Source organism: Nonomuraea soli, assembly GCF_013761175.1.
Taxonomy (GTDB): Bacteria; Actinomycetota; Actinomycetes; order Streptosporangiales; family Streptosporangiaceae; genus Nonomuraea; species Nonomuraea soli.
Genome location: NZ_JACDUR010000007.1, coordinates 232,455 through 258,032, shown reverse-complemented (window position 1 = coordinate 258,032; position 25,578 = coordinate 232,455). Strand labels below are relative to the sequence as shown.

7 protein-coding genes are annotated in these 25,578 nt (G+C 71.7%); all 7 read right to left on the bottom strand.

Translation table 11 applies throughout. The annotated features are described in order from the left end of the window. Window positions 1–36 precede the first annotated feature (36 nt). Genes HNR30_RS33760 through HNR30_RS33730 form a run of 7 tightly spaced genes read right to left on the bottom strand, consistent with a single transcriptional unit; the run spans window position 37 to window position 25,576 of the window. A complete protein-coding gene (locus HNR30_RS33760; RefSeq protein WP_181614167.1) occupies window positions 37–699 on the bottom strand; it encodes a 4'-phosphopantetheinyl transferase family protein in 663 nt (220 codons plus the stop codon). Then, on the bottom strand, window positions 692–1,939 hold the full coding sequence (locus HNR30_RS33755; protein WP_181614166.1) for a beta-ketoacyl synthase N-terminal-like domain-containing protein: 1,248 nt from the start codon (window positions 1,937–1,939) through the stop codon (window positions 692–694). Before HNR30_RS33755 ends, HNR30_RS33760 begins: the two co-directional genes overlap by 8 nt. Then, window positions 1,936–2,187, bottom strand: a complete 252-nt coding sequence (locus HNR30_RS33750) for a phosphopantetheine-binding protein (RefSeq protein WP_181614165.1) — start codon at window positions 2,185–2,187, stop codon at window positions 1,936–1,938. The genes HNR30_RS33755 and HNR30_RS33750 overlap by 4 nt, the downstream gene beginning before the upstream one ends. Then, entirely contained in the window at window positions 2,172–3,404 is a 1,233-nt protein-coding gene (locus HNR30_RS33745; RefSeq protein ID WP_181614164.1) for a hydroxymethylglutaryl-CoA synthase family protein, read from the bottom strand. The genes HNR30_RS33750 and HNR30_RS33745 overlap by 16 nt, the downstream gene beginning before the upstream one ends. Next, on the bottom strand, window positions 3,401–3,637 hold the full coding sequence (locus HNR30_RS33740; protein WP_181614163.1) for a phosphopantetheine-binding protein: 237 nt from the start codon (window positions 3,635–3,637) through the stop codon (window positions 3,401–3,403). Before HNR30_RS33740 ends, HNR30_RS33745 begins: the two co-directional genes overlap by 4 nt. Further along, complete coding sequence (locus tag HNR30_RS33735) at window positions 3,624–4,541, bottom strand: LnmK family bifunctional acyltransferase/decarboxylase (RefSeq protein WP_181614162.1); 918 nt, start codon at window positions 4,539–4,541, stop codon at window positions 3,624–3,626. Before HNR30_RS33735 ends, HNR30_RS33740 begins: the two co-directional genes overlap by 14 nt. Further along, window positions 4,538–25,576, bottom strand: a complete 21,039-nt coding sequence (locus HNR30_RS33730) for an SDR family NAD(P)-dependent oxidoreductase (RefSeq protein WP_220134295.1) — start codon at window positions 25,574–25,576, stop codon at window positions 4,538–4,540. The genes HNR30_RS33735 and HNR30_RS33730 overlap by 4 nt, the downstream gene beginning before the upstream one ends. Window positions 25,577–25,578: the final 2 nt, after the last annotated feature.

Here is a 25,578-nt window from a genome sequence, read left to right as displayed (position 1 = left end):
CTTCCGTTTTTCGTGCCTTACCCGTCACTTCGCTACCTATGTGTCGTGCAGGATGATCCGGCGCTCACCTCCAGCACCGCCCGTGCGCAAGGCCAGGGCCGCCACGCTGTCCGGGCGGGGACTCCATTGGGCGAACTGCCAGGCTCGGCCGCCGTCGGTGCCGAGGCGGATGCCTGGACGCAGTTGGAAGGCGATCCGGTCGAACTCGACCGTCATGCCCAGGCCGCGCGCCTTGACGTAGGCCTCCTTGAGGGTCCAGAAGCGGAAGAAGCACGCGGGCCGATCGGGTGGGGGCAGCGCCATCATGGCCGCGCGCTCGGCGGGCGCCAGGGCGCGGCGGGCCAGCCGTACCACGTCCGTCGCGCGGTCGGTCGTCTCCACGTCGAGGCCGCAGTCGATCCGGCGGGCCACGGCCACGGCCACCAGCCGGGAGGTGTGCGACAGGCTGAAGCGCAGCTCGTCGTCACCTTCTACCTCCGGCTTGCCGTACCTGCCCTTCACGAACCGCCACGCGCCAGGGGGCACCGACGGACGGCAGCGGCTCAGCGCCAGGCGGGCCAGGCCGTGCGCGACCTCGTAGGACCTGCGGTCCCTGGCCAGGTGGAACCGGCCCATCCTGGCGCGCTCGTCCGGCGACAGCACCGGCAGGAACGCCGGGGCGCCGGGGTCGGCGACCCACACGTGGACGTCGTCATCCATCGGCACGCCTCAGCACGACGCTGGTGTTGAAGCCGCCGAAGCCGAAGCTGTTGGACAGGGCGTGCCCGATGCGCGCGGGCTGGGCGGTGTCGGGCACGAACCGGCAGTCGTAGTTGATCGGCCGGTTCAGGTTCAGGTTGGGATGGACGAAGTCGTGGCGCATCTGGATGATCGTGGCGACCGCCTCGACCACCCCCGCCGCGCACATGCAGTGCCCGACGAGGCCTTTGGTGGAGTTCACCCACGGCTTGCCGAAGGCCTGGCCGAGAGCCCGGCGCAGGGCCAGGACCTCGATCTCGTCGCCGCGCGGCGTCGCGGTGGCGTGGGCGTTGACGTAGTCGATGTCGTCAGGACCGATCCCGGCCATGGTCATGGCGTTGGCCATCACCCTGGCCTCGCCGTCCTCGTCGGGCTCCGGCATGCTGGTGCCCGACAGCTTGAGGTCGTATCCGGCCAGCTCGGCCAGGATCCGGGCGCCGCGCGAACGCGCGGACTCCTCGTTCTCCAGCACCACGCAGGCCGCCCCCTGCCCGGCCACGAACCCCTCGTGATGCTCGTCGAACGGGCGGCAGCCCGCCTGCTCGGGATCCTCGGTGTCGGCGCCCGCCACGGCCCCGATCGTCGCCAGGCCGCGCTTCTCCATCGGCGACATGTCGGTCATCGCGCCCACGACCAGGCAGGCGTCGACCGCGCCCGACTCCACCAGCCGGCTGCCGTTGACCAGGCCGACGTTGCCGCTGGCGGAGGCGCCGCCCACGGTGTAGCCCTCTCCCTTGATCCCGAGCACCTGGCTGACCGTGCCGACCCGGTCGGTGTCCATGAAGTGCAGCGCGAACCTGGCCGGCAGGTGCGCCGGGTTGTCCTCGTACTTGGGATGGAGATCGTGGACGTAACCGGAGCTGAGGTTGTGCCCCGACACGACCAGCCCCAGCCGGTCGGCGGGCGGCGCCGAGCGGTGCAGCCCGGCGTCCTCGAAGGCCTGCATCGCGGTCACCAGGTCCATCTGCAGCGGCTCCGGCGAACGGTGCGCGACCCGCAGTGCGACCCGCCCCGCCTCGAAGGCGGAGGCCGCCTCGGAGAAGCAGAAGTCCCTGACCGGAGCCGCGAGGCGCGGCCCGCCGTCACCCGGATCGGGCATCGGGACGATCCCGCAGCGGCCCTCGCGCAGCGCGTCGGTGAAGGAGGGCACGTCGGGGGCGACGGAGCACAACACGCCCATGCCGGTGACGACGACCCTCATGAGTGCTTCTTCAGCAGGTCGACAAGGGAACGGATGTCGCTGACGTCCTGGAACTCCGCAACAGGGATGACCATGCCCAGGTCCTCCATGGTCATCGTGACCACGTCCGCCCGGTCGATGCTGTTGGCGCCCAGGTCGCTCAGTGTGCCGTCGATCGTGACCTCGTCGGGCGTGAGCTCTGGCAGAACCTTGAGCACATTGCGCCTGACGGTCTCGAAGATCTCGTCCTCGTTCATCGTGAAAGCCATTCGTAGGTCCGGCGGTAATCTTTCGTCCCCGTGTTCACCAGCAGGTCGCGCTCGACATGGGCGCGGCCGACGATGTCGTCGTAGGCGGCCACGTCGACCTGCCTGTCCTGCTCAGGCACCAGGCAGGTGAGATTGCCCGGCAGCACGCGCGTGTACTCCTCGAACGTCAGCTCGCAGCGGCCGGCCAGGTGCTCGCCGATGCGCATCGCGGCGAGCTCGTCGGCGGAACCCCGGTCGACGAGGCCGCTGAAGAACTCCGAGGAGCAGCCGGAGCCGTAGGAGTAGAGCCCGACCCTGGCGCCGCCGTCGAGCGCGCCGTTGTCGATCAGGCTGCACAACGCCAGGTACACCGAGCCCGAGCAGAGGTTGCCCACCCTGCTCGGATAGGTCAGCGACGGCAGCACCCGCCTGGTGAAGTCCGCCTCCGCGGAGGCGGAGCCGGCGAACTCCCGCATGAGCTTGCGGTGCGCCGCCTTCACCATGCCGGCGAACGGGGTGTGCATCGCCAGGTAGTCGAAGGTGGTGGCGAAGTCGACGTCCTCGACCTTGGCGCGGTAGCTCTCGAAGCAGTTGGTGAGGCAGTCGAGGTAGGCGAAGAGCGAGCGGTCGGAGTCGGCGATGTCGAAGGAGGGCGACGGTCTGGCCGAGTCCATGGTCTCGTAGCTGTGGTTGCCGAAGGCGCCCAGATCGACGGCGAGCACGCGCGGGTCGTCACTCACCAGGACCGCGGCGGCCCCCGCGCCCATGGCCGGCTCCGCGTAGGCGGCGCGCTCGTCGACCAGGGCCACGTCAGTGGCGATGACCAGCGCCTTGGCCCCCGGCGACACCCCGGAGGCCACGTACCCCACCGCCAGCTGGACGGCGGCCGTGGCCGCGTAGCAGGCCTGCTTGACCTCCACCACGCGGCAGTTTCGGCTCAGGCCCAGGTGCTCGTGCACGTACGAGGCCACCGACTTGGAGTAGTCGAGACCGGACTCGGTCGAGGTGATCACGATCTCGATCCGGTTCTTCTGCTCCTCCGTGAGCCGGTCGACGACCGGTTTGGCGGCGTTCACCGCATTGGTCACGGGATCCTCGAACGGCAGGCCGACCGAGCGGTTGTCCATCATCAGATTGCCCATGCGCTCCTGGTCCAGCCCCCTGCCCTCGAAGAGGGTGCGCACGGGGATCTGGGCCAGCCCGCAGTAGACGTTCAGTGCCTCGATGCCGACGTTCATCGCACACGCTCCACCAGGAAATCGACCAGGGCGTTGATGTTCGGGATCTCGCTGAAGCTCGACAGGGGCTCCTCCACGCCGAGCCGGTCCAGGACGCCGAGGATGATCTCGACCCGGTCGACGGAGTCGGCGCCGAGGTCACGCAGGTGCAGATCACCCTCGATGCGTGCCCCGGGCAGGATGTCGGTGATGCCCTCTCGCACGGCCGACCAGACCTTCTCACGCGCCGTCATGGGAACCTCCTGTCGAGACCACGTGCAGGGTGCTGACCGCGATCGTCCGGCCGTGGTTCTTGATGACCACGTTGAAGAGCTCGTCACCCGGACTGCCCCACGCGTCGACGTCGATGCGCAGCACCGCGTCGGCGTCGGCGTTGCCCAGGTAGCACAGCTGCTGGTCGAGGACGACGCGGCGCAGGTAGCTCTCGGTGCTTCTGCCCCGTTCGCGCCACAGCTGGAGCAGGGCCCAGTCGGTGATCGAGAAGTAGCTCGCGAAGTAGAGCAGGCCCACCCCGTTGAGGTCGCGCGAGGCGTCGACCCGGTAGTCGACGCTGAGCCGCTCACGGTCGGGCGGGACGGCGTCGAGGAAGGTGAGCCGGCTCCTGGCGTGGTTGTAGACCCGGCGGGGTGAGTAGGCGTCGGGCAGTCGCGGCAGGTGATCGTGCCTGAAACCCACCGGCGACGACTTGACCAGGCCCTCGTTGCTCCCGGGCGCGCTCCTGGTGATCCAGCGGTTGAAGTTCTCGACGTAGACGGCCTTGGGGTCGTCGAAGCGGTAGAACTCCTCCGGCTCGACGGCCAGCGCGCCGCCGCCCACCGGCGACACCTTGTGCAGGGCCAGAATCGACTCGCTCCCGAAGCCGAACAGCCGCGAGGTGACGTCGAGCCGGTCGCCGAAGGTGAGCCCGTTGACGTGCATGTCGCGGCCGGCCTTGATGCGGAAGTAGTAGAAGGACAGGTAGGTCGGCGAGCCGTCCTCGTTCCTGGCGTCGAAGGCGTTGACGTCGCACAGCGCGGTGACCGTCTCCCAGGTCCAGTCGCCGAGCTGGCCGGCGAACAGCGAATTGGGCCCGCACATGCCGGGCGTCACCAGCGCCGTCCTCGTCACGGTGCTCTCGTCGAGCCTGGTCGCGTTCATCGCGTCCTCCCGAGGAACCCGGCGATGATGTCGTTGACCTCGTCGGCACTGCTGAGCTGGGGGAAGTGCCCGGCATCGGCGACCTCGGCGTACTCCGCCCCCGGTATCGCGCCGTGCAGCAGGTGGGCGGTCTTCTGCGGGATGACCGTGTCGTGCCTGCCCTGCACGATCAGCGTCGGCACCTCGATCTCGGGGAGCCTGGCCAGGAAGTCGGGGCGCTCGGCGAACACGTCCAGGTAGCGCAGGCCGATCTGCGGGTTCATGCTCTCCGAACGCAGCAGGATCCTCTGCAGCTCGTCGCGCTCGCCCCGCAGCCGCTCGGAGCCGCTCTCGGCGATGACGTGGTCGAAGTCCTCCTTGGCGACCACGTCGAGCCGGTTGATCTCGCCGACCCGGTTGCCGATCCGGTGGGAGCTGCCGATGAGCACCAGCGACGCCGTGTCACGCGGGTAGGCGAGGGCGAAGGCCAGCGCTGACAGGCCGCCGAAGGAAGCGCCCGCCACGTGCACGGGGAATCCCCCGTCGAGCACGTCGTGGCAGAGCGTCGCGATGCCGTCCAGGGTGATGTCAGCCGCGGCGGTCGTGGCGCCCACGCCCGGGTGGTGGACGCACACCAGCCGGTACCTGTCGGTCAGTGACGCGAACTGCTTCGCGTACACGCCCGCGCCGATGTTGAACGGAGTCATCAGCAGGAGCGTGGGGCCCGACCCCGCGCTGAAGACCTCGACGCCGTCGACGACGCGCTGCTCCACGCGAGCGTTGTGCTCACGCAGGACGTTCAGGTTGTCGTTGTCCGGGCGGTGCTGCTCGCGCAGGGCCTCCTGCACGTCCTCGGGCACCGTCTCAGCCGGGCGATACTCGGCCTGCGCCCCGCCCGACCCGTCGGTGACCAGGTGCGGCACCTCCGCCATGCCGGCGAACGCCTCGGCCAGGCGGCCGGCGACCGCCTCCGCCCGCTCCACGCCGAACCCGACCGGTACGGCCAGCCGGATGAGCCCCTCGCGCCCCAGATGCGGGCCGCCCCTGACGCCGGTCTGCCGGTACATCCAGGCCAGGCAGGACATGACCGGATGATCGTGCCCGGCGAAGGCCTCCATGCGGCCCACGTCGATCAGCACGCAGTGACCCGCCACCGGCTCGACGACGGGCACGCCCGCGTCGGACAACCGCTGCCATAGAGCGGCCACGGCCTCCATCCTGGCGCCGACCTGGGCGGCCACGGCGTCGGTGTCCTCCAGCGCCGTCGCGATGACCTTCCTGGTGGCCAGGTCGACGTCGCGCCCGTGGGTGGCGATACGCTCCCTGATCTGGGCGGCGACCGCCTCGTCACGCGTCGCCACCAGGCCGCCCGACGTCACCCCGAAGTCCTTCGACAGGCTGACGGTGGCGCAGTCTGCCAGGGCGAGAATGTCGGAGACGACGTCCCACACCGGCCTCCGGCCATCGGCGGCGAACAGGGCGTTCTCCACGATCCGGGCGCCGTCGATCACCAGCGGCACGCCGTACTGGGTGCAGAGCTCCCTGACGCGGCGCAGGTTCTCCAGCGACGCCGGGTAGCCGCCGGCCGCGTTGTTGCTGACCTCGACGCAGACGAACGACACCCGGTCGCGCTCCGCCAGGGCGTGACGCAGCGCGTCCGTGTCGACGTCACCGCCGGACCCGGGGATCTGGACGGGCTCGAACCCGGCGTCGACCAGGCTCGGGTACCAGGTGGGGAAGAGCCCGTTGTGCACGACCGCCCCGCGCGGGCCCGGCCACGACCTGCACAGCAGCGCCTCGGCCGAGCGTCCCGACCCGGTCGGTACGGCGAGCGGGAACGGCAGCCAGCTCACCCCGGCCGCCCCGGCCAGCTCGGGCGCGTCCGGGCGGCCGGCGGAGCGGTCGGCCAGGTCGCGCATACGCTCGCGGATGAACGGGGAGTCCAGCTCGGCCCACGAGTCGGTGATCAGGTCGAACTCGACGTGCTCGGCGGGCAGCCGCACCGGGTTGTGACCGTGGGCGGCCAGGACATCGTGCGACCCGGCCCCTCTTTCGGCCACGGGAGCCTTGGCGCTCGCGGCCTTCGCGGCCTTCGTGGCTTTCGTGGCCTTCGCTGCCTTCGTCGTCTTCGCGGCCTTCGCTGCCTTCGTCGTCTTCGTCGTCTTCGCGGTCCCCGTCGCCTCCGTCGCCTCCGTCGCCTCCGTCGCCTTCGTCGCCTTCGTGGCTCCCGTCGCCTCCGTCGCCGGGGGCTCGGCTGTCGCGGTTTCCGCTGGCTGATCCTCGACCGGCGGGTCGGCGATCATGAGGATGACGTCCGACACCGACGTCCTGTCCTCGCTGTCCGGCTGGCACAGGTAGATGGGGATGTTCGCCGGCCGGAACTTGTTCTTGAACTGGAAGTTCCCCTCCCCGAAGATGCCCATCGACCGCAGCTCGTCGAGCGCCTCCTTAACGTCGGGAGCGGCGTTCTCGCCGTCCTCCACCTCGACCCCGAAGCTGGCGCCGAAGCTGAACATGGTGATCCCCTCGGCCACCAGCACCTCGATGATCTTCGTGATCGCGAACTCCAGCCCGCCGAGCGGCATGTCCTTGGAGTAGAACTCCACGTCGAGCAGGTAGGCGTTCTCCGACGGGATCTTGGTGATGACGATCGCGTTGACGAGCGTGTCGTCCAGGTAGGTGAGGAAGACCCGGTGCCGCCGGTCCAGCCGGCCCTCCGCGATCTCCTGCTTCACCACCGCGACGTAGGGATTCACCATCTGCTTGCCGGCCGCCCACCGGTCCACCAGCTCGGCGGCCTCGCGGTCCAGCGCCGGGTCGTCGCCCGAACGGTACTCGACCGTACGGCAGCCGCCCGCCCTGCCGAAACGCCGCACCATGTACCGCAGCCGCTCCATCCGGCCGCCCTTGAGAGTGAACTCACCCAGATTCTCCAGCCGCTGCACGGCACCGAACGGCGTCGCGGTGTACGGCTTGCCGGCGACCTCGGTGACCGGGATCAGCGAGAGGAAGTTGGGCTTGAGACCGTTGCCCTGGGCGTAGGCGACGTACTCCTCGACCACGGGCAGGAAGTGGTCCTCCGGTCCCGCGTAGCTCCAGGCGAGCAGGTTGCCGTCGATGCGGGAGAAGTTCAGGTAGCCCTCCCTGGCGGAGCCGAGGAAGGCCAGCGGAGCGATGTCCCGCCCGGCCAGACCGCCCTCCTTGGCGTGCTCCCGATCGATCCTGTCGATCACCTCGCGCAACTCGGGACGTTGCGGGAGACGGCGTTTGGCGATGACCAGCGGCTCGCCCTCGCGTTCCTCCTGCTCCTGATCGTCGAGGTCGGGGGCGCTCTGCTCCTCGATGCCGTGCAGCGCGTCCGCCCCGAGATGCGCGGCGAGCGCCTCGACCGTGGGGTGGTCGAACAGCAGGGTCTTGTGCAGCGCACCGGCACGCTTCTCCAGGGTGCTCACCGTGCGCAGCATCTCGAACGAGGTCAGGCCGTTCTTCTCGAAGGTGAGGCCCGGGTCCAGGGGGCGGCCGATGATGGAGCTCACCAGAGACGTGAGCGCCTCCTCGGCACCCGGCTGCTGCTGCGGTTGCTGCGGCGGCTCGGCGGGGGCTGCGCTGCCCTCGTCAACGGCCTCCTCGCTCGGCTGCGGCTCGGCGGGGGCCGGGCCGCTTTCGTTGATCGCCTCTTCGACCGCGCGGGTCAGACGGTCCACGGTGTCGTACTCGTAGAGCTCCGAGGCCTGCAGGTCCAGGGAGAAGGCGGTGTTGAGGCTCTTGACCAGCTCCATTCTGAAGATCGAGTCGAGTCCCAGCTCGCCGAAGGGCGTGTCGGGCGCCACACCGGACGGGTCGGTGTCGAGGATCGTGGCGAGCCGCTCGCGCAGGAGCTCCTCCACGCCACTCGCACCCCCGGCGCTACCGGCGGGCACGGCGGGAAGCTGCTCCGTCGAGGGAGGAGCGCCGTTGCCCGTCGGCTTCGCGGCCCCGGCTGTCTTCGCCGTGCTCACGACGTCCGCTGCCGATGCAGCGTCCAGGCTGCCGTTCCTGTCGCCGGAGCCGGTCGCCTTGCTGCCGGTGCTCGCGAGCCGCGTGCGCCGGCTGCCGTCGGGCGCGCTCGAGGCTCCCTCACCGGCGGCGCGCAGGCGAACCTTGGGCCTGCCCGCCGAGTCCTGACGCAACGGCTCCTGACGCGAGGGCTCCTGACGCGAAGGCTCCCGACGCGACGGCTCCCGACGCGAGGGCTCCTGACGCGAAGGCCCTCGCCGAGACGGCTCCCGACGCGGCGCCGACGTCTTGAACCAGTGCTTCGTCCGCTCGAACGGGAAGCTGGGCAACGAAGCCCGCAGCGGCCGCGGCTCGGGCCAGCGTTCCAGCCACTCGACCTCGGCCCCCTCGACCCAGGCCTGAGCCAGCTCATCCAGCCCATCACCCGCAGGCCCCGAGGCCCCCTTGCCCGCACGTCCACGCCGGAGCTGCGGCGCCCCGGCCTCGCCCGTCAGAGCACGGACGGCCTCGTCCCGATCCTCAACCACGACGGCGAGCCGCTCGCGCATCGGCTCTCGCCCCACCTGGAGCGTGTAGGCGACCCGGTCCAGCCCGATCTCCGGATGTTCACCGAGGAACCGCGCGACCTCCCGCGCGTACCCGTCGAGCGCCTCCGGAGTCCGCGCCGACAACACGAGCACCTGCGGCCCGCCCTCCGACGAGGAGGAGGGAGACGGAGCAGGCGGCCGCTCGTACGCCTCCAGCACCACATGCGCGTTGGTCCCGCCGAAGCCGAACGAGCTCAGCCCCGCCCGCCGTACAGGAGCACCGTCCTCACCGGCCACCCCGTCCCACGGCCTGAGCCGGTCGTTGATGAAGAACGGCGTCCCCTCCAGCCGCAGGTAGGGGTTGGGCTGGTCGTAGTGCAGCGTCGGCGGCAGCTCGCCGTACTTCATGCACAGCAGCACCTTGAGCAACCCGGCGATGCCCGCCGCAGCCTCCAGGTGCCCGATGTTGGTCTTGACGGACGTCACCGCGACGTGAGGCTCGCCCGGCGCGGGAAGGTCCCAGTCCGTGTACAGCTCGGCGAAGGCCTTCTTCATGCCCTCGATCTCGATCGGGTCGCCCAGCCGGGTGCCGGTCCCGTGCGCTTCCAGGTAGGTCACGGTCGCCGGGTCGATCCCGGCCTTGCGGTAGGCGTCGACGAGGACTCGCGCCTGAGCCTCGGGGTTGGGGGCGGTGAGCGAGCTCGCCCGGCCGCCGTGGTTGACGGCGCTTCCCTTGATCACGGCCAGGACCTGGTCGCCGTCGGCCAGTGCCGCTGAAAGCGGTTTCAGCAGTACGGCACCGCAGCCTTCGCCGCGGCCGTAGCCGTCGGCGCGCTCGTCGAAGGTCTTGCACGTCCCGTCGTCGCTGATCATGCCGGACTTCCCGAACGCGATGTACAGCCCCGGGCTCAGCGTGAGGTTGACCCCGCCGGCGATGGCGGCCTCGCACTCTCCCGCCTCGATCGCGCGGGCCGCGCGGTGCAGGGCCACGAGCGAGCTGGAGCACGCCGTGTCGATGGCCTCGCTGGGGCCGTGCAGGTCCAGGAAGTGCGAGACGCGGTTGGCCAGGATGCATCCGGCGACGCCGCTGGCGGTGTGCGCCTCGACGGGGACGCCATGCTCCCTGAGCAGGTCGTCGTAGTCGCAGGCGGACACGCCGGCGAAGAGCCCGGTCCGCGTCCCCGCCAGGGCGGAGGGCCGGTATCCGGCGTCCTCGATGGTCCGCCACACCGTCTGCAGGAACAGCCGCTGCTGCGGGTCCATCAGCGCGGCCTCCTTCGGCGAGATGCCGAAGAGGGCGGCGTCGAAGGAGCCCACGTCGTCGAGGAAGCCGGCGCGGACGTTGGCCGTGTCCGGGTTCTCTCGCAGGTCGGCGCGGTCCTCGGGGACGTCGCGGATGAGGTCGTCGCCGTCGGCCAGGTGCCGCCAGAAGGTGTCCAGATCGGGCGAGCCTGGCAGGGTGCCCGCCATGCCGATGATGGCTATCCCGTCGGTGTGCTCAGGGGAAGCCTCGGCGCCGGAGCGCGGGGACGGATGCGTGACCTCCGGCGCCGAGACAGGCTCAGCGGGTTCTTGCGGCTTGGCTTGGGTGCGGGGTGCTGCGTGGACCTTGGCCAGTTCCCGACGGTGGTTGGCGACCAGGAAGTCGCCGAACGCGGCCAGGGTCGAGGCCTCGAACGCCACCGTGGGCAGCAGGTCGAGGCCGTACCGCTCGTTGACCTGGTCGACCAGCTCCGAGAGTGAGATGGAGTCGAAGCCGGAGTCCATGAGGTTGGTGTCGAGGTCGACGTGTTCCTCGCCGACGAGCAGGAATCCGGCGGCGGCGCGGCGGAGCTCGGCACTGACCAGCTCGCCGTAGTCGATGTCGCTGTCGTCGATGTCACTGTCGGCGATGTGGCTGTCGTCGGCGCCGTCGGCCTGGGAATCGCTGACCCTCGGCTGGCTGGTCGCGCGGGAGTCGGTCCTGTGGGAGTCGGTCCCGTGGGACGGGCCCTCCATCACGGCGAAGGCGCTTTCCGCCCCCGCCAGACCGCGGGCGAACGCCGTGAGACCAGCGGCCGTGCTCATCGGCACGCTCCCCCAGCGGCGCTCGAACAGCCGCCGGGTGGCGTCGTCCACCGTCATCCCGCCCTCTTCCCAGAGCGGCCAGCCGATGGCGACGGTCCTGCCCCGCCTGCTCCGCTCCCGCATCTCGGCGTAGTGGTGAAGGAAGGCGTTGGCATACGCGTAGTCGACCTGCCCGATGTTGCCGGTCTCCGCGGCGACGGAGGAGAACAGCACCAGGAAGTCCAGCGGCTCCTCGCCCAGCGCCTCGTCCAGGAGCACGGTGCCCAGAACCTTGGGCGCGAGTACCGACTCGGCCTCCGCTCGCTGCTTCTGTACGGCTCGCGCATCACGATGGACGCCTGCCGCGTGGATGACCCCGTGGAAGGGGCCGTGCTCGCGGACCAGCCGGGCGAGGTCGCCACCGGACTGCACGTCGGCTCGCACGTAGGTGGCGGGAAGAGCCTCGACGCGTGCCCGGGTGGCGTCGTCGAGCTGGGAGCGTCCGGTCAGCACCAGGTTGACGCGTCCCTGACCGGCGAGGAACTCGGCGACGGCCATGCCGATGGCGCCGGCGCCGCCGGTGATCAGGTAGCTGCCTTCGTCCCTCAGCCGCAGGTCGGGCGGGCTGGGCTGGAAGGGCTCCAAGCGCCTGTGCCAGCGCGCGCCGCTGCGGTAGCGCAGCTCGTTGACCCGGTTCTCCGGTGCGGCGTCCTGGTCGGCCGCGCGGAGTTCGGCCAGGATGTGCTCGGCCGTCTCGCGCGGGGCCGAGGTGTTCTCCAGGGCGACGGACGCGCCGCTGAAGCCGCTGTGTTCCAGGGCGAGCGTGCGCAGGACGGCGGCCAGCGCGGCGTGGTGCGGCCGCGGCTCGTCGGGCGGTCCTGCCTGGGCGACCACCGCTCGCAGTCGCCCGCCCGAGCGGTCGAGGATCGCGGTCGCCGTCCACAGCAGGGTGTAGAAGCTGCGGTCGAGTCCTGCCGCCAGGGCGGTGGGGTCCGGGCCGGGGAAGGGGTCGGACAGGATGTGCACGAGGGCGTCGGGCAGCTCGCCGCGCGCGTCGAGCTCCTCGGCCAGCCGCTTGGCGTCTTCCGGTCCGCGAGGGTCGAGGTCCGCGGTGATGCAGCGGGTGCCTTGGGCCTCCAGGACGGCGGCGAGCTCGGCCTCCGGTTCGCCGTCGCCGATCACCAGGACGGCGTTGGGCGTCCAGTCGCCTTCTGCCTGGGCGGCGCGCTCCCAGACGGGGCGCAGGTAGGTGCATCGAGCGTCCGCGGCCTCGTCGGCGAGGGTCGTGCCGGGCTGGGTGGAGGCGGCATGCGACCAGCCGCTCACATCCTCGGCCTCCGCGCCGCCCGCAGCGGGAGGCGGCGTGGCGGTGCTGGGCTCGGTCGTCGCGGGGCTCGGCTCGGTCACGGCGGCGCTGGGCTGAGTTGCCGCAGGCTGCTGCCCTGTGGGCGGGTCCTCCGGGAGCCAGTAGCGGCGGCGGTCGAACGGGTACGACGGCAGGCTCACCCGGCGAGGCCGCGGCCGGGGCCACAGCTCCGCCCAGTCCACGTCCGCCCCCAGAACCCACAGCCGTCCGAGCTTGGCGAGCTGCCGCTTGGCCGCCAGCGTGCGCAGGAAGGCGATGCCGTCGCCGTCGTCCAGCAGCTCCGGCCCCGTGGAGTCGGCGCCTGCCGTACCCGCCATGACCCCGTCCGCCGCCTCGCCGGTCGAGGCGAAGGCGCGCAGGCGCGAGGCCAGCTCGTCCACGCCGGTGGCGCGGACGGCGAGCCGTTCCGTCATCTCCGCCCTGCCCACCTGGCTGGTGTATGCCAGTTCGGGCAGTGAGGGGCCGCTCTGCGCCATCTCGGCGACGCTTCCCGCGAGCGCTCTGAGCTGGTCGCGGGTGCGGGCGGAGAGCACGACGAGCTGCTCCCCCGACGAGCCGGGCGAGCCCGCCGAGTCCAGTGAACCCGAGGAGGCCGCGGTCCCCGAGCCGGTCCGCTCGGGCGCGTACTCCTCCACGACGAGGTGCACGTTGGCGCCGCCCGCCCCGAAGGAGCTCACCCCTGCCCGCCGCGGGAAGGTCCGGGTCCCGCCGTCGACGTCGAGCGTCGGCCGCGGCCATTCGGCCTGCTCGGTAGGCGGGTAGAACGGCGAGCCAGCGAAGTCGATCTTCGGGTTGGGCGTGCCGAGGTTCGCGCAGGGAGCCAGCCGCCCATGCCGCATCTGCAGCAGCACCTTGGTCAGCCCCGCGATGCCCGCGGCGCCCTCCAGGTGGCCGATGTTGGCCTTCACCGAGCCCACCGCGCACCGTTCTGGCGCACCGCGGAACGCCTTGGTCAGGCTGGCGATCTCAATGGGGTCGCCGAGCGCGGTGCCGGTGCCGTGCGCCTCGACGTAGGTGACGGTCCGCGGGTCCACCCCGGCGCGTTCCATCGCCTGCGTGACCAGTTCGGCCTGGGCGTTGGGGTTCGGCACGGTGTAGCCCGCCGTCTTGCCTCCGGCGTTGGCGAAGGCGCCCTTGATGACGCCGTGGATCACGTCGCCGTCGGCCTCGGCGTCGGCGAGCGGCTTGAGCAGCACGGCTCCGACGCCCTCGCCGGGCACGAACCCGTCGGCCGACTCGTCGAACACCTTGCAGGCGTCGTCGCCGGACAGCATGTTGAGCGAGCACAGCGACACGTAGTGGGCGGGGTGCAGGATGAGGTTCACGCCCCCGGCGATCGCCAGGCGGCACTCGCCGCGCCGCAGGCTCTCGCAGGCCAGCTGGACGGCGGTGAGCGAGGAGGAGCAGGCGGAGTCGACGGCGAAGCTGGGGCCTTGCAGGTCGAAGAAGTACGACACGCGGTTGGCGATCGACCAGTACGCGGAGTGGGCGCCGGCGAACCTGCCCTGCGGCCAGCCGGCGGCCGCCGCCATCCGGCCGTACGACCCGTACATGGTCCCGACGAACACGCCCGTGCGCGACTCCTTGGTGTGGCGGCTCAGGTAGCCGGCGTCCTCCAGCAGGTTCCAGGTGGTCTCGAGGAAGAGCCGCTCCTGCGGGTCGGTGATCTCCGCGTCCCTGGGCAGGATCCCGAAGAATCCGGCGTCGAACTCGTCGGCGCCCTCGATGAATCCGCCCCACCTGCTGTAGGTGCGCTGCTTGCGTCCCCGCTTGGGGTCGAACAGCTCGTCGAGGTCGAAGCGCTCCTTGGGCACCTCGGTGATGCAGTTGACCCCTTCGGCCAGGTTGTTCCAGAACGTGTCGAGGTCGGGCGAGCGAGGGTAGCGTCCGGCGATGCCGACCACGGCGATGTCGAGCGAGCCGCTGGGCTGCTCGGGCTGCTCGGGCTGCGGTCTCCGCGGCCGCTCCACCGGTACGGCAGGCGCGGGCGGGTCGGCGGGCGGGTCGGCGGGCCGGAGCAGGTCACGCAGTCGCTGTTCGTGTTCGGTCATCAGGTGCCCGGCCAGTTCCTCGATGGTCAGGTGCTCGAACAGCAGGGTGGAGCCGAGCTCGCCCAGGTCCTGCTCGAAGCGGTGGATGATGTTCTGGCTCACCAGGGAGTCGACCCCGAAGTTCTCGAAGGTCAGGTGCTCGTCGAAGTCCGCGTTGCGGTACTTCAGCACCTCGGCGAAGACGTTCTTGACGTAGGTGCGGACGGAGGCGCCGAGGTCGTGGGCGGCGGCGGCCTGCCGTTCGCCCGTGAGCACGCACTGCTCCATCTCCTCGACCGGCGTGCCGGGGATGCCGCGCGTGCGCGACACGGGCAGCCCGGCGGCGGCGAGCGCCTCCTGCCACTGCGCGGGCGAGAGCAGCGGTCCGTGCGGCAGCCGCCGCTGCCCGTCGGCGAACCTCCACCAGCCGGGCGTCAGGCCGAAGGTCAGGGTCAGGAAGTCGGCGAGCCGGGTGACCTCGTTGATCAGCAGCACTCCGCCGGGCCTGAGCAGCCTGGCCGCGTTGGCGAGCGTGCGCTGGATGTCGGCGGTGGCGTGCAGCACGTTCGTGGCCAGGACGACGTCGTAGCCTTCTGCCTGGAGCCCCTGCTCGGCCGGGTCGCGTTCCACGTCGAACGTGGTGAAGGAGACGAACGGGTACCGCTCGCCGTACTCCTGCTCGCCGTGGCGCAGGAACGCGGGCGAGATGTCGGTGTAGGTGAAGTCGACCGGCTCTCCCAGCTCCGCGAGCTCCGGCAGGATGAATGCCGTGGAGGCGCCGGTTCCCGCCCCGATCTCCAGGACGCGGGCGCCCCTGCCGCGCAGCCGCCGTACGGCGTCGGCCGCCTCTCCGGCCAGGACGCGGTTGAAGTAGTCGGAGGCGGACTGCCCGCGATACACCTGCTCGACCAGGCTCGTCGAGCCGCCGGGGAACAGCACCTCGACCGGGTCGCGGTCGCCGGAGAGCACCTCGGTGAGCGCGTCGACGCAGGTGCTGAGCAGCCGGACGTGCGGCTCCAGGTCGGGGAAGCGCGACAGGAGTGCGGCGGGGTCCGGCTCATCCGCGGGTTCGGCGCGCACGACCAGCTCGTCGCCCTCCCGCCGGATCGCGCCGGAGGATTCGAGCACGTGCAGGACGGCGTCGAGGAGGCGTCTGCGTTCCGCCGTCACGCGCAGCCGCCGCTCCAGGTCCGTGACGGAGGTGCGCTCGTCGGGGAGGACGGGCGAGAGTGTACGGCGGAGCAGGGCGCGGGCCAGCTCGTCGAGCGCGGCGAAGGCGGCCCTGGCGCGCTCCAGCCCGGCTGCCTCGGCGGCCGTGTCGGTGGCGCTCCCGGCGGTCTCGGGAGTCCCGGCCTTCCCTGCGCTCCCGGAGTCCTCTGCCCTGCCGGATCGCGCAGGTCTGATGCCGATGCGGGCCAGGCCCTCGGGCTCGCCCTTGACCACCAGCGCCTGCCGTACGCCCGTCTGGAGGATCGCGGACAGCGCCGCCATGCCCTCCTCGGGCTCGATGGAGCCGATGCCGATCGAGGCGAACCTGTCGCCGTAACCCTCACCGGCGACGGCGCCGACGCTGCCCCAGTACCCCCAGTTGATCACGCTGACCGGCCGTCCCAGGCGGGCCAGGCTGAGCGCGTAGGAGTCCTCGAAGGTGCTGGCGGCCGCGTAGTTGGCCTGGCCGCCTGGCTCGACGAACGACGCGGCGGAGGAGAAGTAGGCGAGGAAGTCGAGCGGCTCGTCCCGCAGCGCCTCGGCGAAGGCGGCGGCTCCGGCCACCTTGGGGGCGAGCACCTCGGACAGGTCCGCTTCTTCCATGTTCGCGATCGTCATGTCCCGCAGCACGAGAGCCGCGTGGAAGGCGCCGTGGAGGGGCCCGAACCGCTCGCGCGCCTCGGCCACCGCCCGGCCGAGCGCCGCCGCGTCGGCGACGTCGGCCCGCAGGTAGACGGCCTGGCCGCCGAGGGATTCCACCTCGGCGAGCTGCTGCTCGACCTCCGGCGTGGACGGGCTGCGGCCGATCAGCGCCAGCCGCGCGCCTGCCGTACGGGCCAGGTGCCTGCTGAGCGTCCGGCCGATGCCGCCGGCGCCGCCCACGACCAGGTAGGCGCCGCCCTGCCGGTACGGCCCGGACCCGGCCGCCGGGCGGGGCTCCAGGACGCGGACGAGACGGCTGTCCTCGCGCAGGGCGACCAGCGGTTCGGCGCAGTCCTCCGCGCGCAGCCGGCGGGCGAGATCCCGCTCGTACGGCGGAGCCGCGCCGACGTCCACGCACCCGGCACTCCAGCGGGGATGCTCGGCGCCCACGGCACGGGTCAGGCCGATCAGCCCGGCGGCATGCGGGACGATCGTCTCCTCATCGGTCACCGCGACGGCCCCGGCCAGGACGACCTTCAGGGTGAGGTCGCGCCTGCCGTACCCTGCCTCGATCAATCGCTTGACCAGGCGGAACGTCGCGAGCGTCGTCGGGTCCTGCTCGGCCGGGGAGCGGGGGTCACCGGTGCGCGCGAGCACGTACACGGTGTCGAACGGGGTCTCGGTCAGGTCCGGGATCCGCTCCAGCGAAGCGAGCACGCCGTCGCCGTACTCCGCGGCCAGGGCGCGAGCGAGCGGCTCGTCGGCGGGGGTGTGCAGCACGAGCGCGCGGTCGCCGGGCGGTGCCGTGGTGGCCGCCGCCTCGCGCCAGACCGGCGCGTAGATCAGCTGGCGCTTGGCTCGCAGGGCGATGCCGGTGAACCGGACGCACACCTGCCCCTGGTCGTCGGTCACCTGGACCGTGTACGTGTCCTTGCCCTCACATCTGGCGTGAGCGTACGCGGGGCTGGTGAGGGGGCGCAGGACCTCGACGGACTCGGCGGCGTACGGCAGAGCAGGGGCCGACGCGTCCTCGGGGCGCAGCGCCACGATGGTCTGCAGAGCACCGTCGAGCAGCTCGGGGTGAAGGCCGTCCTCGGATCGCGCCGAGGTGGTCAGCCTGCTCAGCGCCTCGTCCCGGCCGACGTGGAGGTCGCGTATCACGCGGAAGGCCGGGCCGTAGTGGAGACCCCCGTGGTCGAAGGCGGCGTAGACGTCGTCCGGTGAGCGCCGGTCCGGGCAGCGTTCCTCGACGGCGCGCAGGTCCAGGTGCTCGGGCTCGGCCTGGGCGGGCGACACGGATCCGCGGGCGTAGGGGGCGCTCGGTTCGTCGCCGAGCTCGAAGGTCAGTTTGCCGTTGTCGCGGTTGATCGACATGTGGAGGGGGCGGGGCTCGTTCACCTCGAAGGGACGCAACCACCTGACCCCGGACAGGCGCAGGGGCAGCGGCATGCCCGAACGGTCGGCGGCCATCGCCAGGCAGGCCGTACCGGGCAGGACCGGGGTGTCGCCGAGACGGTGGTCGGCCACGATCCAGTCATCGGGCCTGACCTGGTCAGGAGCACCCACGCGACCTTCGGCCGGGCTGTCCACCCAGAATCGCTCGCGGGCGAACGGGTACGTCGGCAGCGGGATCCGCCTTCCCGGGCGCTCCGCCCAGACGGCGGCCCAGTTCACGTCCTCCCCCGCGCGGTACCGCTCGGCGAGCCCGCCGGAGTCCGATGCCGAGCTCCCGCGCAGACCGGCCACCAGCTCGTCCAGGTCACGCGCCACCACCGCGGCCCGCACCGGCAGGTGGGGACGGCCGACCGCGAGCGTGTACGCGACGTCACGCACGCTGACCCCGGGATGGGCGGCCAGATGCCCGGCCAGCTCCCCCGTCAGCCGCGCGAGCGCCGCCTCGTCGTGCGCGGACACCGGGACGACGACCTGCGAGCCGTCCGGCTTCTCGACCGGCCTGTCCGGCGCCTCCGACAGCACCACGTGGCAGTTGGTCCCGCTGAACCCGAAGCTGCTGACCGCGGCGGTGCGCCGGCCAGAGGGCCCCGGCTCCCAGTCCGTCAGCTCGGTGACCACCTCAAGGGCGTCGTTCCCGAAGTCGATCTTCGGGTTGGGCGTCGAGAAGTTCGGCGAGGGCGGCAGCTTGCGGTGCCTGAGCGCCAGCAACGTCTTCAGCAACCCGCCGATCCCGGCCGCCATCGTGGTGTGCCCGATGTTGGCCTTGAGCGAGCCGAGGCCGCAGGGCCGCTCACGCTCACCGAAGACCTGCGCCAGCGCCTTGACCTCGATGGGGTCGCCCAGCGAGGTGCCCGTCCCGTGAGCCTCCACGTAGCCCACGTCGTCGGGCGTGACGCCCGCGAGCCGCTGCACCCGCTTGATCAGCTCGGCCTGCGAACCGGCGCTCGGGGCGGTGATGCCGTTCGTCGAACCGTCGCCGTTGACGCCACCCGCCCTGATCACGCCGTGCACGTGGTCGCCGTCGGCCAGCGCCTGGTCCAGCCGCTTCAGCACCACGGCGCCGACACCCTCGCCGAGCACGATGCCGTCAGCGGACTCGTCGAACGGCGCGCACGCCCCGCTCGGCGAGAGCATCCCGGCGTTGCTGCACCAGATGTGCATCTGGGCGGTCGTCATGACGGCCACACCACCGGCGACGGCCGCGTCGCACTCGCCTCGCCTGATGCTCTCGCAGGCCAGATGCACGGCGACCAGCGACGACGAGCAGGCGGTGTCGACGGCCATGGTGGGGCCGCCGAAGTTCAGCAGGTAGGCGATCCTGGCCGGAAGCACCGAGGACGTGTTGCCGAGGAAGGCCTGGCCGCTGTCACCCAGCCCGGCCTCGGCGAGCCTGCGCGCGTAGTCGCCCGCCGCACAGCCGACGAAGACCCCCCACGGACGGCGCCCGCCCGAACCGCCCGCATAGCCGGCGTCCTCCATGGCGTGCCACGCCTCCTGGAGGAAGAGCCGCTGCTGGGGGTCCATGGCTTCGGCTTCCAGCGGGGACAGGTTGAAGAAGGCGGCGTCGAACTCGTCGACCGCCGAGAGCATGGCGGCGTGCTTGCTGTAGGTCTTGTCGGGCTTCGAGCGGTCGGGGTCGTAGGCGGCGGCGATGTCGAAGCGGTCGGAGGGGATCTCGCGGATGCTGGTACGGCCGGCGGCGAGGTTGTTCCAGAAGGATTCGAGATCGGGGGCGTCGGGGAAACGACCGGCCATGCCGATCACGGCGATGTCGCCGGTCGGTGCCGTGGGGGCGGTGGGGGGCGTTTCCTTGGCCAAGGGGGTGAGCTGGATCTGGCCGGGGTCCGTGACCGGGCGTCGCCGGGCGGGGGGTTGCTGGGCCGGGGGCTGCTGGGCAGCGGGCTGCTGGGCGGCGGGCTGCTGGGCGGCGGGCTGCTCGGCGGGCGGTTGCTCGGCGGGGGGCGGGGCTTCCTCGCGAAGTGGCGGCGGTGTGGCGGCATCCAGGCCGGCGACATGCTCCACCAGGGCGGGGAGCGTGGGGTGGTCGTAGACGGCTACCGAGTCGAGGTCGAGATCGAAGCGACGGTTGAGGTCGCGGACGATTTCCACGGCGCCGATCGAGTCGAGGCCCATTTCGCTGAAGCTCGATGACTCGTCGATCTCGTGGGGCTCCAGGTAGAGGTGCGCCATGAGGGTGGACTCCACAACCTGACGCACTTCCCCGGGGTCCAGCCCGGGCTGCGGCGGGCTTGATGCGCCCTCGGGGGCGCGGGCCGAGGCCGCGGCGGGCTCGGAGGCAGGCTTGGGGGGCTTGGGGGCGGGCGCGGCCGGCTCGGAAACGCGCTCGGCGGACTCGGAAGCGCGCTCGACGGGTGCGAGCTCGACCTGCGCGGGCGCGGCGGCGGCCTGCGCGGTGGCGGCGTCGGCCTGCACGGGCGCGGCGGCGTCGGCCTGAGTGGGCTCAGGAGTGTGGTCTCCCCGGGTGCGGAAGCTCTCCACCTTCGCGAAGTGGTCACGCACCCGAGCCGACGACTCCTCCCCCAGCACGCGGGCGTGCAGATCCACCTCGCCCGCGATCACCCCGTCCAGCCGCTGCAGCACCCGCCCCGCCAGCTCGCCCTTGAGCGCGCGGACGGCGCGGGGTGGCAGGCCGGCGATCGAGCGGGCCTGGCGGAGCGCCACCTTCAGCACCTCCGCCTGCGGCAGCACCGACACGTTCGCGCCGCGCCGCTCCAGCTCCTCGCCGGTGATCTGGCGGCCGGTGAACAACATCTCGTGTGCCAGCGACCGCCCGAACCGCTCTTCGAGGACGTAGGTCGAACCCATTCCTGGGGTGAACCCAAACTTCATGAAGTTCGCGCTGTACACCCCTTCCCTGGCCATGTGCACGACATCCGCGTACAGGCCGAATGCCAGCCCGCCGCCGGACGCGTGCCCCTGGATGGCGGTGATCACCGGCCGGTCGCACTTGAGCAGCCCCTCGTAGAGGAAGGGCACGTCCGTGAACTGCCCCTGGCCCTCCGACAGGGTCTGGAGGGCGTCCGGTGTCGCCCCCATGCTGAACACCTTGTCGCTGCCGGTGACGACCACGGCCTTCACGTCGTCGCGACGTGCGATCTCCGCGAAGGCGGCCTGGAGCCCGTCGATGAGGCCCTGGGTGAACATGGTCGACTCCATGGCCACCAGTGCGACGCCGTCCTGGTCCACGCTGAACCGCACGTCCTCGCCCTCCTTCTGAGTAGCAGGCCGCTTAGCGGGCCCGGTAGCGGGCTGTGTGGCGGGTCCGGCAGCAGGCCTGGCAGCAGGCCCGGTAGCGGGCTGTGTGACGGGCTGTGTGGCGGGCCGGGACGCGGGCTGGGTGGCCGGTCGCTCCGGGCGGTGGTCCTCGCCGCGCCATCGGCCGATCCAGCAGCGTTCCTCCTGGAACGGGTAGGCGGGCAACGAGACGCGGCGCGGCACCTGGTCCCCTTCGCGGCGCGGGTAGCACGCACGCCACGGCACCCTGCCGCCCCGCACCCACTGTTCGGCCAGCTCACGCAGGCGCCCCGTGCGGAACAGCCGGACGTATTCTTCGGGCTCGGCGTCGCCGTCGGAGCCGGCCGTACCGGAGAACCCGACGTCGTCCCCGCGGGCGAACGCCTCCAGCCGGGCCCGGAGCTCGGCCACGTCGGACACGACGAGCGCGAGCCGTACGGCAAGCGCGGTCCTGCCGACCTGCGAGGTGTAGGCGAGGTCGTCGAGGAACGCGTCGGTGCCGCTCGCCAGGTCGTTGACGGTGCTGTCGAGCGTGAGCCCGGTCCCGAGCCGGACCAGCGCGGCCGGGTCGAGCCCCAGGTCGCCGAGCGTCTCGTCGGGGTCGATCTGCGATTCGGGGACGCCGAGCAGCCGCGCCACCCGGGTCCGCGCCGCGTCGCCGCCACCCGAGGCGGAACGATCCTGGAGGAAGGTCACGTAGGCCGCGGCGTAGTCGCGCAGCGCCTCCCTGGTCCGCGCCGACAGCACGAACAGGCACGGCCCGTCCCAGCCGCCGCTCCGCGGTTCCCGCCTGCCGTACTCCTCCAGCAGCACGTGCGCGTTGGTGCCGCCGGCGCCGAAGGCGCTGACGCCCGCGCGGCGCGGGCCCGGCCAGGGCGCGAGCTCGCGCTGGACGCGGAAGCGGGTGGCCGCGAAGTCGATCTGCGGGTTCAGCTCCTCGGTGTGCAGCGAGGGCACGAGCTGTCCGTGCTTCATCTGGAGCAGGACCTTGGTCAGCCCGGCGATGCCGGCGGCGCCCTCCAGGTGGCCGATGTTGGACTTGACCGAGCCGATCGCGCAGGTGTCCCCGCCGGTGTCGAGCGCCTTGCGCATGCCCTCCACCTCGATGGGGTCGCCGAGGGAGGTGCCGGTGCCGTGGGCCTCGACGTAGGTGATGGTCGCCGGGTCCCAGCCGGAGCGGCGCACGGCCTTGTCGATGAGCTCGGCCTGGGAGGCGGGGCTCGGCACGGTGGCGCCGCTGGTCCTGCCGGTGTGGTTGACGGCGGAGGCGGCGATGACGCCGTAGATGTGGTCGCCGTCGCGCCTGGCCCGCGACAGCGGCTTGAGCAGCACCGCCCCGGATCCCTCGCCGGGCACGTAGCCGCTGCTGCCCTTGGCGAACGCGCGACATCGGCCGTCGGTCGACAACCAGCGGCCCTGGGCGAGCTGCAGGTACTTCTGCGGGTGCACGGTCGCGTTGACCCCGCCCGCGAGGGCGAGCGTGCACTCGCCGCGCCGCAGGCTCTCGATCGCCAGGTGCACGGCGGTGAGCGAGGAGGAGCAGGCGGTGTCGAGCGCGAGGCTCGGGCCGTCGAAGTCGAAGGTGTAGGAGACGCGGTTGGCGATCGACGCGTGCATCGCGGTGGGTGCCACGCCGCCCTCGCCGCCCTCGACGAGCTGGTAGTGGTTCCACATGACGCCGGCGAAGACGCCGACGTTCTCGCCGGTCAGGGTGTCGGGCGGGTATCCGGCGTCTTCCAGCGTGTGCCAGCAGGTCTGGAGGAACAGCCGTTCCTGGGGGTCCATGCGCTCGGCGTCGCGACGGGAGATCCCGAAGAAGGCGGGGTCGAAGCGGTCGACGCCGTCGATGAAGCCGCCCCACTTGCCGTAGGTCTTGCCCGCGCGGCCCTTCTCGGGGTCGAAGAGGGCCTCGTGGTCCCACCGGTCGGCCGGGACCTCGGTGATGCAGTCGCGTCCTTCGGCCAGGTTGCGCCAGAAGGCGTCGAGGTCGGGGGCCTGCGGATACCGTCCGGCGAGCCCGACGATCGCGATCCCGTCCTGCTCGTCGTGGGCGGCCGCCGGCTCCTGCCGCACGTCTGCGGCTTGCCGTACGTCCTCTGCCTGCCGCACGACCTCTGCTTGCCGTACGGCACGCGGCAGCAGCTCGGTGACCCGGTCGCCCTCGCCGTGCAGCACGACGAACCGGCCTTCGGCCCCCGCCAGAGCGCGATCGAGCACCTCCAGCGCGTCGCCGGTGGGCAGCGGCGACAGCCCGGTCGCCTTCCGCGCACGCTCCAGCGCCTCGGGCCCGACCTGCATGCCTCCGTCGGCCCAGTACGGCCAGCCGATGGCCAGCGTCCTGCCCGGCCCTTCGCGCCGGAGCGCGAACTCCTCCAGGTAGGCGTTGGCGAAGCCGTACCCTGCCTGGCCGGGGTTGGGCAGCGAGGCCGACAACGAGGAGAAGACCACGAAGAAGTCCAGGTCGTCAGCCTTGGTGGCGTCGTCGAGGTGCTTCACGCCGAGCGCCTTGGGCGCCACGACGGCCTCGATGTCGGCGGCCTGCTGCCGGAAGTAGGCGCCGTCGCGGTTGACGCCCGCGCAGTGGATGACGCCGTCGATCCGCCCGTATCGTGCCCGGACGGTGTCGAGGGCCCGCTCGACCTCGTCCCGGTCGGTGAGGTCGGCCCGCACCTCGGCGCTCCGGCCGATCGCCACGGGCCGGGCGTGGTGGCGTCGTTCCAGGTGTTCGGCGACGTGCCGCCCGATCCCGCCGGTGCCGCCGGCGATCACGTAGACGCCGTCCCGCTTGATGGGGACCTGGCCGGGCTCGGGCTCGTACGGGAGCCACCGTCGCACCATGCGCCCGTCACGGGTGTAGCGGATCTCGGACTCGTCCGAGGGGTCGCGCAGGGCTTGGCCCAGCAGGCCCGGGTCGTCCAGCGCGACGCTCCTGCATCGGATGACGGGCGTCTCCGCTGAGATCGTGCGGGCGAGCGCTGCCACCGCCGCGTGCTCGGGCGACGACTCGTGGACGAAGGTGATGGTGATCTCGTCCTGCGGCGCCTGGTCGACGAGGGCGCAGGCGAGCGACCACACCGTCAGGCAGGCGTCGGCGGCGCTCCCTCCGGGGAGCGGGAAGACCGCGATGTGCCGTGGCGTGCTCCCCAGGTCCGCGAGCATCCGGCCCAGCTGACGCCTGTCGCGCGGATCGAGACGGTAGGCGCTCTCGCCGGACCGGTCGAAGTCGCCGCCGGGCTCCACGCGCACGAACGAGCCGGTCAGCCGCTCCGGTGCCGCGATCACCACCTGCGGCTCCGGCGGGCTCGAACCTTCCGCCTCCTGGGGCACCCAGGTGTCCCGGTAGCAGAGCGTCCTGCCGCTTGAGGTCTCACGCTCCTGAGCGGGCAGCTCCTCGGGCTGCTGGAAGGGCAGGTCCACGTCGTAGGCGTCGGCCAGGTGGGCGGCGAGGCTGTCGATGTCGCCGTGCTCGAACAGCAGCGTCGGGTACAGCCGCCGCCCGAGGAGCTGCTCCAGCCGCTCCCCGATGGCCAGCACCGTCACCGAGTCGAGGCCCAGGTCGTAGAAGCCGACGTCGGTGGGCACCTCGTCGGGGGACTTGCCGAGGTGCTCGGCGACCATCGCGCGCAGGTGTCCCGGCAGGCCGTCCGCCGACGACGTCCCCTCGGTCTTCTGTACGGCGGGCTGCTCGGTCTCCAGCAGCTTCTCGATCAGCCCGGGGAACCTGATGCGCTTGCAGGCCAGCCCGGTGAAGGAGGCGACGAAGCGGCCCCGCTCGTCGTAGATGCCGTAGTCGTTGCTGATGACGTCGCCGGAGGGCGCCAGCGTCTCCGGCCGCGGGGCGTACACGTGGAAGCGGTCGGGAAGCCGCTCGGGCGCACGGAACTCGCTGATGTAGAAGGGGATGAACGGCTCCTGCCCCGACGCCTGGGTCAGGCCGAGCCCTGCGAGCGTGGAGGCGTCGAGCCTGGCGGGATGCAGGTAGAACCGCTCGTGGTCCGGATCGTTGACGATGGGCCGCAGCTCGGCGAGCAGGTAGTCGTCGCCGTGGTGGAGGCGGCCGGCACATTTCATCGGGTCGCCGTGGCTGATGTCCTCGGCCCTGGCCCTGGCGTACAGCTCCTCCATGTCGCTCTGCCGTACGGCGGCGTCCTTTAAGGCCGCCGGGTCGATGTCGGGGAGGGGGTCGCGGTCGGCGAGGACCAGCTCGCAGGTGAGGTTCCTGCGCCAGTCGGACAGCGGCTCGCCCTCGCGCACCCAGCGGCTCTCGGCCAGCACCTCGTGGACGCCGTCGTCCGGCTCGGCGATCGTGACGCGGATCTCGCGGTCGGCGTCGGGCTTGGTGACGATGGCCTCGGTGAAGAGCACCTCTCTGAGCGTGACGCGCCCGTGCTCCCATCCGGCTCCGATGAGGATGCGGTAGACGATGTCGAGGAAGGTCACCCCGGGCATGACGGAGACGTCGTGCACCCGGTGGTTGCGCATGATGAAGTCGGAGTGGGTCAGCAGCGTGTGACATTCGATCGCGGGCATGG

Excerpts from the sequence above, each read along its gene's own strand:
- HNR30_RS33760 (WP_181614167.1), bottom strand. The coding sequence starts at position 699 with ATGGATGACGACGTCCACGTGTGGGTCGCCGACCCCGGCGCCCCGGCG.
- HNR30_RS33755 (WP_181614166.1), bottom strand. The coding sequence starts at position 1,939 with ATGAGGGTCGTCGTCACCGGCATGGGCGTGTTGTGCTCCGTCGCCCCC.
- HNR30_RS33750 (WP_181614165.1), bottom strand. The coding sequence starts at position 2,187 with ATGGCTTTCACGATGAACGAGGACGAGATCTTCGAGACCGTCAGGCGC.
- HNR30_RS33745 (WP_181614164.1), bottom strand. The coding sequence starts at position 3,404 with ATGAACGTCGGCATCGAGGCACTGAACGTCTACTGCGGGCTGGCCCAG.
- HNR30_RS33740 (WP_181614163.1), bottom strand. The coding sequence starts at position 3,637 with ATGACGGCGCGTGAGAAGGTCTGGTCGGCCGTGCGAGAGGGCATCACC.
- HNR30_RS33735 (WP_181614162.1), bottom strand. The coding sequence starts at position 4,541 with ATGAACGCGACCAGGCTCGACGAGAGCACCGTGACGAGGACGGCGCTG.
- HNR30_RS33730 (WP_220134295.1), bottom strand. The coding sequence starts at position 25,576 with ATGCCCGCGATCGAATGTCACACGCTGCTGACCCACTCCGACTTCATC.